This window comes from Mesorhizobium sp. WSM4829, assembly GCF_055811475.1.
Window position 1 is genome coordinate 22,071 of the sequence record NZ_JBVVQJ010000039.1, and the last position, 12,157, is coordinate 34,227.

General features: G+C 67.5%; 9 protein-coding genes and 1 pseudogene. All 10 read left to right on the forward strand.

Annotation, left to right across the window (positions count from 1 at the left end; genetic code table 11):
* Nucleotides 1-661 precede the first annotated feature (661 nt).
* The 10 genes and pseudogenes from AC0L17_RS27960 to fni all read left to right on the forward strand — a co-directional run bounded on the left by AC0L17_RS27960 (nt 662) and on the right by fni (nt 11,890).
* Nucleotides 662-1,798, forward strand: a complete 1,137-nt coding sequence (locus AC0L17_RS27960) for a cytochrome P450 family protein (RefSeq protein WP_473518154.1) — start codon at nt 662-664, stop codon at nt 1,796-1,798.
* A 16-nt stretch (nt 1,799-1,814) separates the two neighbouring features.
* Entirely contained in the window at nt 1,815-3,017 is a 1,203-nt protein-coding gene (locus AC0L17_RS27965; RefSeq protein ID WP_473518155.1) for a cytochrome P450, read from the forward strand.
* A gap of 94 nt (nt 3,018-3,111) precedes the next feature.
* Complete coding sequence (locus tag AC0L17_RS27970) at nt 3,112-4,401, forward strand: cytochrome P450 (RefSeq protein ID WP_473518156.1); 1,290 nt, start codon at nt 3,112-3,114, stop codon at nt 4,399-4,401.
* Between the two features lies 1 nt (nt 4,402).
* On the forward strand, nt 4,403-4,711 hold the full coding sequence (locus AC0L17_RS27975) for a ferredoxin (RefSeq protein ID WP_473482508.1): 309 nt from the start codon (nt 4,403-4,405) through the stop codon (nt 4,709-4,711).
* Nucleotides 4,698-5,543: an SDR family oxidoreductase gene (locus AC0L17_RS27980; protein ID WP_473518171.1), complete on the forward strand. Its 846-nt coding sequence runs from the start codon at nt 4,698-4,700 to the stop codon at nt 5,541-5,543. The genes AC0L17_RS27975 and AC0L17_RS27980 overlap by 14 nt, the downstream gene beginning before the upstream one ends.
* Nucleotides 5,543-6,886: a cytochrome P450 gene (locus tag AC0L17_RS27985; protein ID WP_473518157.1), complete on the forward strand. Its 1,344-nt coding sequence runs from the start codon at nt 5,543-5,545 to the stop codon at nt 6,884-6,886. Before AC0L17_RS27980 ends, AC0L17_RS27985 begins: the two co-directional genes overlap by 1 nt.
* Before the next feature lie 148 nt (nt 6,887-7,034).
* Nucleotides 7,035-8,033 carry a polyprenyl synthetase family protein gene (locus AC0L17_RS27990; protein ID WP_473518172.1) on the forward strand — a complete coding sequence of 333 codons (999 nt, stop codon included), beginning with the start codon at nt 7,035-7,037 and terminating at the stop codon, nt 8,031-8,033.
* Between the two features lie 277 nt (nt 8,034-8,310).
* The gene (locus AC0L17_RS27995) at nt 8,311-9,861 is read left to right on the forward strand and encodes a hypothetical protein (RefSeq protein WP_473482512.1); all 1,551 of its coding nucleotides are present in this window, start codon (nt 8,311-8,313) and stop codon (nt 9,859-9,861) included.
* Nucleotides 9,858-10,759, forward strand: a pseudogene (locus AC0L17_RS28000) (terpene synthase family protein). The gene AC0L17_RS27995 and the pseudogene AC0L17_RS28000 overlap by 4 nt, the downstream one beginning before the upstream one ends.
* 84 nt (nt 10,760-10,843) lie before the next feature.
* Nucleotides 10,844-11,890 carry a type 2 isopentenyl-diphosphate Delta-isomerase gene (gene fni, locus AC0L17_RS28005; protein ID WP_473518158.1) on the forward strand — a complete coding sequence of 349 codons (1,047 nt, stop codon included), beginning with the start codon at nt 10,844-10,846 and terminating at the stop codon, nt 11,888-11,890.
* The last annotated feature ends 267 nt before the right edge of the window (nt 11,891-12,157 follow it).

The following is a 12,157-nucleotide window of genomic DNA, read 5'->3' on the forward strand; positions in this document are numbered from 1 at the left end:
GATGACACTGAAGGAGCCGGGGGAGCTTACGGTGTCAATTTCTCTCTCTGCGCCAATGTCTGATGACAGAAGTCTCCATGTTCTTGAGGTGGCTCCGAACCGGCTGGATCGACGATGGACGTCGGCACCGTCGACATGATCCGGCAGACCGGCAAGTCCAAGAGCTGGATATGGCGTTGGCAGAGCGCTTCGCCGCCGAAGGCTTCAAGGGCTGTTGCGACAAGACGCGGCCCTCGCATATTGCGGCTCTCGGGCCCGAAGCCCTGCCGAGCGCGGTTCTGATACGCCGTGAGAGGAATTGGATAATGGGCCAGAATTGTGAAATATATTGCGGCATTATGTAATTTTAGAAATCTCAGCAACAAATAAAGTTAACATTCTTTTCACTTGAATTTTGGGGCTTGTTATTCAATTAAATAGGGCGCCCGAACCCAGCAAGATCAAGCGGGTTAGTCGAAATCCAATTTTGCTGGTGCTTGTTGAGGGATGAGACGCTACGCATTTGCGCGAAGCTGCAACTGATTTTGTAGCTGTATTACATAATGGTTCTTTATGGAGTTGTTTGCATGCGCGTAGAAAACGATCATTGCGATATGATCGGCGTGTCGGTCGCTCCCACGCAACTTAATAGTCTGTCTGCTGCGATTCTGCAGCAGGGGGGATGGCGCGAGTGTCGCTGCCAGGCAATGTGGTGACCTGGGCGGCAGGCCGTCACCAGACGCTCAGGCGGATGTTTTCCGACCAGCGTTTCAACAGGGACTGGCGACAGTGGCGGGCGCTGCAGGACGGCGAGATTCCCGAGGATCACCCGCTGATCGGGATGTGCAAAGTGGACAACATGGTCACGGCGCATGGCGCCGATCACCGGCGCTTGCGCGGCCTGCTGTCCAGGAGCTTCGCGCCCAGTCGTATCGCCTTGCTGGCGCCACGAATCGAACAATGCGTCGATCGACTCCTGGCCGAGATGGCGCAGCGCGGCGGCAGTGCCGATCTGATGTGCGAGTTCGCCGTTCCGCTGCCCACCAACGTGATCGCCGAACTGTTCGGTTTGCCGGACGAACAGCGCGAGGAGATCGTCGCGCTCACCTACAGCCGGGCCAACACCTCCGCCACAGCCGCAGAGGTGCGACAGACGCGGCAGCGCATCCCGGAGTTCTTCCGTCGCCTGATCGCGCTTAAGCGAGGCCAGCTCGGCGACGATCTGGCTTCGGCCCTGATCGTCGCGCGCGACAACGGCGAGCTCGTTTCCGACAGCGAGCTCATCGACATGCTGTTCATGGTGCTCTCTGCGGGCTTCGTGACCACCACCGGCGTCATCGGCAATGGCGTGCTGGCATTGCTGACGCATCCGCAGCAACTGCACCTGGTGCGCAGCGGCCAAGTTCCGTGGTCACAGGCGATCGAGGAGATCCTGCGCTGGGGCAGCGCAGTGGCCAATCTGCCGTTCCGCTATGCCACCCAGGACGTGGAGATCGACGGATGCATGGTCCGCCGCGGCGACGCCGTCCTGATGGCGTTCCATGCGGCGAACCGGGACGAAAAGGCCTTCGGTCCCGGCGCCGACAGGTTCGATGTCACCAGGCGGCACAACCCGCACCTGTCGTTCGGCGAGGGGCCGCATTCCTGCCTGGGCGCTGAGCTGGCGCGTCTGGAATTGCGCTGCGCCTTCCCCGCGCTGTTCGGGCGGCTGGAGGATCTGGCGCTGAGCATCGCCGCGGAGGACGTCGTCTACATGCCGTCTTACGTCATTCGCTGCCCGCAGCGCCTGCCGGTCACCTTCCGCCCGACCATCGCTTAGAGAGTGAAGTGCCACCATGTCCGAACAACCCTTGCCGACGCTGCCGATGTGGCGCGTCGATCACATCGAGCCCTCGCCCGAGATGTTGGCGCTATGCGCCAATGGTCCGATCCACCGCGTGCGGTTCCCGTCCGGGCACGAAGGCTGGTGGGTGACAGGCTACGACGAGGCCAAGGCGGTGCTGTCCGACGCGGCATTCCGGCCCGCGGGAATGCCGCCGGCGGCATTCACCCCGGATTCGGTGATTCTCGGTTCGCCGGGGTGGCTGGTCTCGCACGAGGGGGGCGAGCATGCCCGGTTACGCACGATCGTGGCGCCAGCCTTCAGCAACCGCAGGGTGAAGCTGCTCGCGCAGCAGGTCGAGGCGATCGCCGCGCAGTTGTTCGAGACGCTGGCGGCCCAGCCCCAGCCCGCCGACCTGCGGCGCCACCTTTCCTTTCCGCTTCCAGCCATGGTCATCAGCGCGCTGATGGGCGTGCTCTACGAGGATCACGCCTTTTTCGCCGGGCTGTCCGACGAGGTGATGACGCACCAGCATGAAAGCGGCCCGCGCACCGCGTCGCGCCTGGCCTGGGAAGAACTGCGCGCCTACATTCGCGGCAAGATGCGGGACAAGCGCCAGGATCCGGGCGACAACCTGCTGACGGATCTGCTCGCAGCGGTCGACCAAGGCAAGGCAACCGAGGAAGAGGCGATCGGCCTGGCGGCGGGCATACTGGTGGCGGGGCACGAGAGCACTGTCGCGCAGATCGAATTCGGCCTGCTGGCCATGTTCCGCCATCCGCAACAGCGCGAACGCCTGGTCGGCGAACCGTCCCTGGTGGACAAGGCGGTGGAGGAAATCCTGCGCATGTACCCGCCGGGCGCGGGCTGGGACGGCATCATGCGCTATCCGAGGACCGACGTGACCATCGCGGGCGTACATATTCCCGCGGAGAGCAAGGTGCTGGTCGGCCTGCCGGCGACGTCGTTCGATCCGCGCCATTTCGACGACCCGGAAATCTTCGACATCGGACGCGACGAAAACCCGCACCTGGCGTTCTCCTACGGGCCGCATAACTGTATCGGCGCGGCGCTGGCCAGGCTGGAACTCAAGGTGGTGTTCGGTTCGATCTTCCAGCGCTTTCCCGCGCTACGCCTAGCCGTGTCGCCCGAAGAACTGAAGTTGCGCAAGGAGATCATCACTGGCGGGTTCGAGGAGCTCCCGGTGCTCTGGTGACGCGCGGACGCCGCCGGGATCGGGATCTTCTCCGCAATTTGCCGGCGCGCCTGGGTGCGCACCGGTCAGATCAGCCAGCCAACAGGTAACCAGGATGGACGTGCAGGAAACCACAGCAGCATGCCGGGACGCCTTCGCCGAACTGGCGTCGCCAGCGTGCATCCACGACCCGTATCCGTTCATGCGGTGGTTGCGCGAGCACGATCCGGTGCATCGCGCTGCGTCGGGCCTCTTTCTGTTGAGCCGCCACGTCGACATTTGCTGGGCGCTCAAGGCCACGGGCGATGCGTTTCGGGGACCGGCGCCGGGCGAACTGGCGCGCTATTTCCCGCGTGCTGCGACCAGCCTGTCGCTCAATCTGCTGGCGTCCACGCTAGCGATGAAGGACCCCCCGACGCATACGCGTCTGCGCCGGCTGATCTCGCGCGATTTCACCATGCGCCAGATCGACAACCTGCGGCCGAGTATCGCGCGCATCGTCGCAGCGCGCCTGGACGGCATGGCGCCCGCGCTGGAGCGCGGGGAGGCGGTGGACCTGCATCGGGAATTCGCGCTGGCCTTGCCCATGCTGGTCTTCGCCGAACTGTTCGGCATGCCCCAGGATGACATGTTCGGGCTCGCCGCCGGCATCGGCCCCATTCTGGAAGGCCTGAGCCCGCACGCCAGCGATCCCCAGCTCGCCGCGGCGGACGCGGCCAGCGACAAGGTGCAGGCCTACTTCGGCGACCTCATACAGCGCAAGCGCACCGACCCCCACCACGATATCGTGTCGATGCTGGTCGGCGCACACGACGACGATGCCGACACGCTGTCGGATGCGGAGTTGATCAGCATGTTGTGGGGCATGCTGCTGGGCGGCTTCGCCACCACTGCTGCGACCATCGACCATGCGGTCCTGGCGATGCTGGCGTATCCCGAACAGCGGCACTGGCTGCAGGGAGACGCCGTGGGGGTGAAGGCATTCGTGGAAGAAGTCCTGCGCTGCGACGCGCCCGCCATGTTCAGCTCCATTCCGCGGATCGCCCAGCGCGACATCGAACTGGGCGGCGTGGTGATTCCGAAGAACGCGGACGTGCGCGTGCTGATCGCGGCAGGCAATCGCGACCCGGATGCCTTCGCCGATCCCGACCGCTTCGAACCCGTGCGGTTCTATGGCACCAGTCCTGGCATGTCGAGCGACGGGAAGATCATGCTGAGCTTCGGTCACGGCATCCACTTCTGCCTCGGTGCGCAACTGGCCCGGGTGCAGTTGGCCGAGAGCCTGCCGCGGATCGAGGCGCGCTTCCCCACGCTGGCATTGGCCGAGCAGCCGACCCGGGAGCCCTCCGCGTTCCTTAGGACGTTCCGCGCGCTGCCGGTGCGGCTGCATGCGCAGGGGGGCTGAGATGCGCGTCGTGGTCGACCAGGATCTGTGCGGAACCACCGGGCAGTGCGTGCTGACGCTGCCGGGGACCTTTCGCCAGCGCGAACCGGACGGCGTGGCTGAAGTGTGCATGGTGACGGTCCCGCAGGCGCTGCACGCCGCCGTGCGGCTCGCGGCCAGCCAGTGCCCGGTCGCCGCCATTCGGGTCATCGAAAGCGACTCTGGCGATGGCGAGCGCGCCAGCGCCAACCCTGCGCCTTCTCCGGCGGAGGCCTATCGGCATGCCGCGAAAGACCAACGCGATCCAGGAGGACACGATGGGACGGTTTGAAGGCAAGGTGGCCGTGGTGACCGGCGCCGGCGCCGGCATCGGCAAGGCATGCGCCCTCGCCCTCGCGCGCGAGGGCGGCAGAGTCGTGGTGGCCGACATTGATGGCTCGGCGGCCATCGCCTGCACCGCGCAGATCGCGGCCGAAGCCGGCCACGCGCTGGCCCTGGCCATGGACATTGCCGATGCGCAGGCGGTGGCAGCGCTGTTCGAGACGGCGGAGCGGCACTTAGGTGGGGTCGACCTGCTGGTGAACAACGCGAGCGCCATGCATCTGACCCCGCGCGACCACGCGATCCTCGACCTGGACCTGGCGGTCTGGGATCAGATCATGGCGACCAATCTGCGCGGCACGCTGCTCTGCTGCCGGCAGGCCATCCCACGGATGATCGCCCGCGGCGGTGGCGCGATCGTCAACATGTCGTCGTGCCAGGGGCTCAGCGGTGACACCGCGCAGACGTCCTACGCCGCGTCGAAGGCGGCGATGAACATGCTGTCGGCCTCGCTCGCCACCCAGTACGGTCACGCGCAGATCCGCTGCAACGCGGTTGCGCCGGGTCTCATCATGACCGAGCGTCTCCTCGCCAAGCTGGACGAGTGCATGCAACGGCATCTGCGCCGGCACCAGCTCCTGCCGCGCGTCGGCCGCCCCGAGGACGTGGCCGCGCTGGTAGCTTTCCTGCTCTCCGATGATGCTGCGTTCATCACTGGCCAGGTCGTGTGCATCGACGGCGGCATGCTGGCGCATGTGCCGACATACGCCGACGGTGGCAACAGCCGCGCCACGCGGCCTGCCGGCGACATCGCCGAAGCGGCCGCGGCGCCGCGCTGCTGATGGACATGCTGCTCAACCCGCTGGACCGTCGGCACCGGCTGCGGTACGACATCCCGGTCGTGCCCGGCGCTTTCCCCCTCGTCGGGCATCTTCCCGCCATCGTCTGCGACCTGCCGCGCCTGCTGCGGCGCGCGGAACGGACGCTGGGCAGCCACTTCTGGCTGGATTTCGGCCCTGCCGGCCACCTGATGACCTGCACGGATCTGGATGCGTTCGCACTGCTCCGGCACAAGGACGTGTCCTCGGCGCTGATGGAAGAGATCGCGCCCGAATTGCTTCGCGGAACGTTGGTCGCCCAGGACGGCGGCGCGCACCGGCAGGCGCGTGATGCGATCAAGGCGGCGTTCCTGCCCAAGGGGCTGACCCAGGCCGGCATCGGCGACCTGTTCGCGCCCATCATCCTGGCGCGGGTGCAGGCGTGGCGCGACCGCGGCGACGTAACCATCCTGCGCGAAACCGGCGATCTGACGCTCAAGCTCATCTTCAGCCTCATGGGAATCCCCGCGAACGACCTGCCGGGATGGCATCGCAAGTACCGGCAACTGCTGCAGTTGATCGTCGCGCCCCCGATCGACATGCCCGGACTGCCCTTGCGGCGCGGCCGCGCAGCCCGCGACTGGATCGACGCGCAGTTGCGCCAGTTCGTCCGGGACGCGCGCGCGCATGCCGCGCGAACCGGGTTGATCAACGACATGGTGAGCGCCTTCGATCGCAGCGATGATGCGCTCTCCGATGACGTCCTGGTCGCCAATATCCGCTTGCTGCTGCTTGGCGGTCACGACACCACCGCCTCGACGATGGCCTGGATGGTGATCGAGCTGGCGCGGCAGCCTGTGCTGTGGGACGCCCTGGTCGAGGAGGCGCAACGCGTGGGCGCGGTGCCGACCCGGCACGCGGACCTGGCGCAGTGTCCGGTCGCCGAGGCGCTGTTCCGCGAAACGCTACGCGTGCATCCGGCGACCACGGTCCTGCCGCGTCGCGCGCTGCAGGAATTGCAGCTCGGCCAACGGCGCATTCCCGCGGGCACCCATCTGTGCATCCCGCTGCTGCATTTCTCGACCTCGGCGCTGCTGCACGAGGCGCCTGATCAGTTCCGCCTGGCGCGGTGGCTGCAACGCACGGAGCCGATCCGGCCGGTGGACATGCTGCAGTTCGGTACCGGCCCACACGTCTGCATCGGCTACCACCTGGTATGGCTGGAACTGGTGCAGTTCTCCGTCGCCTTGGCGCTGACCATGCACAAGGCTGGGGTGCGGCCGCGGTTGCTGAGCGGCGTCGAAAAGGGCCGGCGTTATTACCCGACCGCACATCCGTCCATGACAATCCGCATCGGATTCTCATGAGCTGGAATCGCACGCCCCGTGTGGCGAGGCAGCGGCGCCGGCGACGCCCGGCATTGCTGCCTCGGCGCGCGCGCTCGGTGCGACACCGGCAACACCGCGGCGGCTCGGCGCTCGCCGTGGCCGTGTCAGGTACAAGGACATGAACAACATGCAGACCGGTTCCACGCTACACGACGACCGAACTGGCGTTTCCTCGCTCGGCGGATTGGGCGCGCAGGCGCGCGGCGCGTCCGGCAGGCTGCTGCCGGAGATCTGGATGCAGGACGGTGCAAAGCGGGTCGAACAGGCGCTGGCGCGTCTTCTCTGCGCCGAAGACGACGGTGAGACCGAGCTGATGACGGCGATGCGCTATGCCACCTTGCATGGCGGGAAGCGCACCCGCGCCTTGCTCTGTCTGGCTGCCGGCGCACTGGCCGACACGCCGGCGCACATGCTCGACGACGTCGGCGCCGCCATCGAGATGATGCACGCCTGTACCCTGGTCCACGACGACCTGCCCGCGATGGACGACGACGTGCTTCGCCGCGGCCTTCCGACCGTGCACGTCAAGTTCGGCGAAGCCACTGCGATCCTGGTCGGCGATGCGTTGCAGGCGCACGCCTTCCTGACCCTGGCGAGCCTGGATGCGCCGGGCCACAACCGTATCGCGCTCGTGCGCGAACTGGCGCAGGCGGTGTCCGCCGAGGGTGCCGCAGGCGGGCAGGCCATGGATCTGTCGCTGGTCGGAAAGCACGTCGAGCTGGACAGGATCGTGGCGATGCACCGGATGAAGAGCGGAGCGCTAGTGCGCGCGTCCGTTCGCATGGGCGCGCTATGCGCCATCGCGGAGGATGCCGCGCACGCTGCGCTGTACTGTACGCTCGATCGCTACAGCGCCTGTTTCGGCCTGGCGTTGCAGGTGGTCGACGACATTCTCGACGCGACAGCGGATACTGCGATGCTGGGCAAGACCCCCGGCAAGGACGCGGCGGCGCAGAAGCCGACCTGCGCGTCGATCATGGGGCTGCAGGCAGCGCGCCAGTTCGCGCTGGATCTGTTGCGCGACGCCGGGGAGGCCATCGCCCCGATGGGGCCGCGTGCGGAACGGTTGGCGCAGATGTTGCAGCGGGCCAACGCGTATCTGTTCAAGCACGCGCCTTGCGCATGAGCGTCCGCATGGAGTCGCCCCTGTGCTGCTGCGATCGGCCGGCGGCAGCGGTGCATGCTGCACTGTGTCCGAGTCCGCGGTGCCGATCGCAGCGGTTGCCCAGCACGGCCGCGGCGCACGCGTCGGACCGGCGCCAGCATCGGGGCGCGTCGCCGCGCCGGAGCAGGGCGACCGTCCGGCGCTGCCCGTGCGCCGGGCCGCGACGGGCCTGCGGCGACGTGCCCGGCGTCTGCCCGATCCTGGTTCTCGCCAACCTTCTGCAGAAGGAACATCCCGCTTGAACGCGCTGTCCGAACAGATCCTTTCCGAATTGCGCCACCTGCTGAGCGAGATGAGCGACGGTGGCAGCGTCGGTCCGTCCGTCTACGACACGGCGCGAGCTCTGCAGTTCCACGGCAACGTCACCGGTCGGCAGGACGCATACGCGTGGCTCATCGCGCAGCAACAGGCCGATGGCGGATGGGGAAGCGCGGACTTCCCGCTGTTCCGCCATGCGCCCACGTGGGCGGCGTTGCTGGCATTGCAGCGTGCCGATCCTCTTCCCGGCGCTGCCGACGCAGTCCAGGCTGCAACCCGGTTCCTCGAGCGCCAGCCCGATCCCTACGCGCATGCGGTGCCGGAAGACGCGCCGATCGGCGCGGAGCTGATCCTGCCGCAGTTGTGCGGTGAGGCCGCATCCTTCATGGGCGGCGCGGCGTTTCCGCGCCACCCGGCGCTGTTGCCATTGCGGCAAGCGTGCCTGGTCAAGCTGGGGGCGGCGGCGACGTTGCCGAGCGGCCATCCGTTGCTGCACTCCTGGGAAGCCTGGGGGACGTCGCCGACCACCGCATGCCCGGATGACGACGGCAGCATCGGCATCAGTCCGGCGGCCACCGCCGCGTGGCGTGCGCACGCCGTGACACAGGGGAGCATGCCGCAGGTCGGGCGCGCCGACGCGTATCTGCAGGCGGCATCGCGGGCGACGCGCAGCGGCATCGAAGGTGTCGTGCCCAACGTCTGGCCGATCAATGTGTTCGAGCCATGCTGGTCGCTGTACACCCTGCATCTGGCCGGGCTGTTCGCGCATCCCGCGCTCGCCGAGGCGGTGCGCGTGATCGTCGCGCAGCTCGACGCCCGCCTGGGCGTGCGCGGTCTGGGCCCGGCCTTGCACTTCGCGGCCGATGCGGACGACACCGCCGTTGCGTTGTGCGTCCTGCGCCTTGCAGGCCGCGACCCGGCGGTCGATGCGTTGCGCCATTTCGAAATCGGCGAGCTGTTCGTCACCTTCCCCGGCGAGCGCAATGCCTCGGTGTCGACCAACATCCATGCCCTGCATGCGTTGCGACTGTTGGGAAAGCCCGCCGCCGGGACCAGCGCCTACGTCGAGGCCAATCGCAACCCGCACGGTCTATGGGACAACGAGAAATGGCACGTTTCGTGGCTGTATCCCACCGCGCATGCGGTCGCTGCGCTGGCGCAAGGCAACCCCCAGTGGCGCGACGAGCGCGCGCTGGCGGCGCTGCTGCAGGCGCAACGCGACGGCGGCGGCTGGGGCACCGGTCGCGCGTCCACATTCGAGGAAACCGCCTATGCGCTGTTCGCGTTGCACGTGATGGACGGGAGCGAAGAGCCGACAGGGCGCCGGCGCATCGCGCAGGCGGTGGCGCGTGCGCTGGAGTGGATGCTCGCCCGCCATTCGGCGCATGCACTGCCGCAGACGCCGCTGTGGATCGGCAAGGAACTGTATTGCCCCACCCGGGTCGTGCGCGTGGCCGAACTTGCTGGGTTGTTGCTGGCGCTTCGTTGGGGGCGGCGCGTCCTGGCCGAGGGACCAGGAGCGACGCCATGATCCAGACCGAACGCGCGCTGCAGCAGGTGCTCGAGTGGGGGCGTTCCCTGACCGGGTTCGCCGACGAGCATGCCGTGGAAGCGGTCAGGGGCGGCCAGTACATCCTGCAGCGTATCCAACCGAGCCTGCGCGACACCAGCGCCCGCACCGGCCGCGATCCGCAGGACGAAACGCTGATCGTGGCGTTCTATCGCGAACTGGCGCTGCTGTTCTGGCTCGACGATTGCAACGACCTTGGCCTGATCGCGCCGGAGCAGCTCGCCGCGGTGGAGCAGGCGCTGGGGCGGGGCGTACCGTGCGTGCTCCCCGGATTCGAGGGCTGCGCTGTGCTGCGCGCTTCGTTGGCCGCGCTCGCCTACGATCGTCGCGACTATGCTCAGCTTCTCGACGATACCCAGTGCTACTGCGCGGCGCTGCACGCCGGACCCGCGCAGGCGGCAGGGGCGGAACGCTGGTCCTACGCCGAGTACCTGCACAACGGCATCGATTCGATCGCCTACGCGAACGTGTTCTGTTGCCTGTCGTTGCTGTGGGGGCTGGACATGGCGACCTTGCGCGCGCGTCCGGCGTTTCGCCAGGTCCTGCGGCTCATCTCCGCGATAGGGCGCCTGCAGAACGATCTGCATGGACGCGACAAGGACAGGTCGGCCGGCGAGGCCGACAGCGCGGCGATCCTGCTGCTGCAGCGCTATCCGGCTATGCCTGTGGTGGAGTTCCTCAACGACGAGCTGGCCGGCCATACGCGCATGCTGCACCGGGTGATGGCGCAAGAACGCTTTCCCGCGCCGTGGGGACGGTTGATTGAGGCCATGGCGGCCATCCGCGCGCAGTACTACCAGACCTCGACCAGCCGCTACCACAGCGACGCTGCGGGGGAGGCCAGCGTGCGCCGGCCTGAACGCGCGGGAGACGGCGGCGTGCGCGCGCTGCCGTCGGTCCGATCCGACGCAACGCCGTCGCCCGATGGGACGATGGAGCGAGCATGAGCGACACCGCCCTGAGCCGGCGCAAGGACGACCATCTGGACATCGTGCTGGATCGGCGAACGGCGCCGGCCACGGTCGCCGGCTGGGAGTACATCCGTTTCGAACACTGCGCATTGCCCGAGTTGGACTTGACGCAGATCGACCTGCGCGCCTCGCTGCTGGGCAAGACCATGCGCGCGCCGCTGCTGATCAGCTCCATGACCGGCGGCATGCCACGCGCCGAGGCCGTCAACCGGCATCTGAGCGAAGCAGCGCAAGCCTTGGGGATCGCCATGTGCGTCGGTTCGCAGCGCGTGAGCCTGCAATCCCGCAACTTACAGGGGCTGACGCGCGCGCTGCGCCGCCTGGCCCCAGACATTCCCTTGCTGGCCAATATCGGCGCCGCGCAACTGCGCGAGGCCGACGGCCTGGACCTGGCGCGCCGGGCGGTGGATGCGCTGGAGGCCGATGGACTCATCGTCCATCTCAATCCGCTGCAGGAAGCGGTACAGCCGGAGGGCGACCGCGACTGGCGCGGCGTCCTGGCGCAGATCGCTCGCGCCGCGCGCAGCGTGGGCGTGCCGATCGTGGCCAAGGAAGTGGGGGCGGGCCTGTCCGCCTCGGTGGCCTGTGCGCTCGTCGAGGCGGGCGTGGCGGTGATCGATGTCGCCGGCGCCGGCGGCACCAGTTGGGCCGCGGTGGAGGGCGAGCGCGCCCGCGATGCCGCCGACCGTGCAGTGGCGATGGCGTTCGCCGATTGGGGGATTCCGACCCCGGCCAGCGTGCAGGCGGTACGTCGGGCGCTGCCAACGGTGAAGCTGATCGCGTCGGGCGGGATCCGCGACGGCGTCGACGTGGCCAAGGCCATCCACCTGGGCGCGGACATCGCCGGGCAGGCGGCCGGCGTGCTGCGCGCGGCGACGGTGTCCACCGAGGCGGTTGTCGCACATTTCGAGATCGTCATCCGCCAGTTGGCCGTCGCCTGCTTCTGCACCGGCTCGGCTGATCTGGCGGCGCTGCGTCAGGCGCGATTGTTGCCCTCGGCGCATCTGCCCGCCGGTTGATGCCGGCGTCGCCCGCACGTGGCGGCGGGCGCCTAGCACGCTGCTGAAATACCTACGCCAAACATAGACTACTGATCCACCTTGGCGAAGCGGTTCGATGCGCGGGAGCGATGTGTTCATGGAGCAGCTGTTCACGATGAAGCGGTTGGAGGATTTCGTTCCAGCCGATCATCCACTGCGCCCGATCCGGCTGATTTGTCGAAATCCTATTCTCTCTTGAGCCGGTGTCGTAGAAAGCGACCCATACCTAACAGTGCATGTACATTT

Excerpts from the sequence above, each read along its gene's own strand:
- AC0L17_RS27960 (WP_473518154.1), top strand. The coding sequence starts at position 662 with ATGGCGCGAGTGTCGCTGCCAGGCAATGTGGTGACCTGGGCGGCAGGC.
- AC0L17_RS27965 (WP_473518155.1), top strand. The coding sequence starts at position 1,815 with ATGTCCGAACAACCCTTGCCGACGCTGCCGATGTGGCGCGTCGATCAC.
- AC0L17_RS27970 (WP_473518156.1), top strand. The coding sequence starts at position 3,112 with ATGGACGTGCAGGAAACCACAGCAGCATGCCGGGACGCCTTCGCCGAA.
- AC0L17_RS27975 (WP_473482508.1), top strand. The coding sequence starts at position 4,403 with ATGCGCGTCGTGGTCGACCAGGATCTGTGCGGAACCACCGGGCAGTGC.
- AC0L17_RS27980 (WP_473518171.1), top strand. The coding sequence starts at position 4,698 with ATGGGACGGTTTGAAGGCAAGGTGGCCGTGGTGACCGGCGCCGGCGCC.
- AC0L17_RS27985 (WP_473518157.1), top strand. The coding sequence starts at position 5,543 with ATGGACATGCTGCTCAACCCGCTGGACCGTCGGCACCGGCTGCGGTAC.
- AC0L17_RS27990 (WP_473518172.1), top strand. The coding sequence starts at position 7,035 with ATGCAGACCGGTTCCACGCTACACGACGACCGAACTGGCGTTTCCTCG.
- fni (WP_473518158.1), top strand. The coding sequence starts at position 10,844 with ATGAGCGACACCGCCCTGAGCCGGCGCAAGGACGACCATCTGGACATC.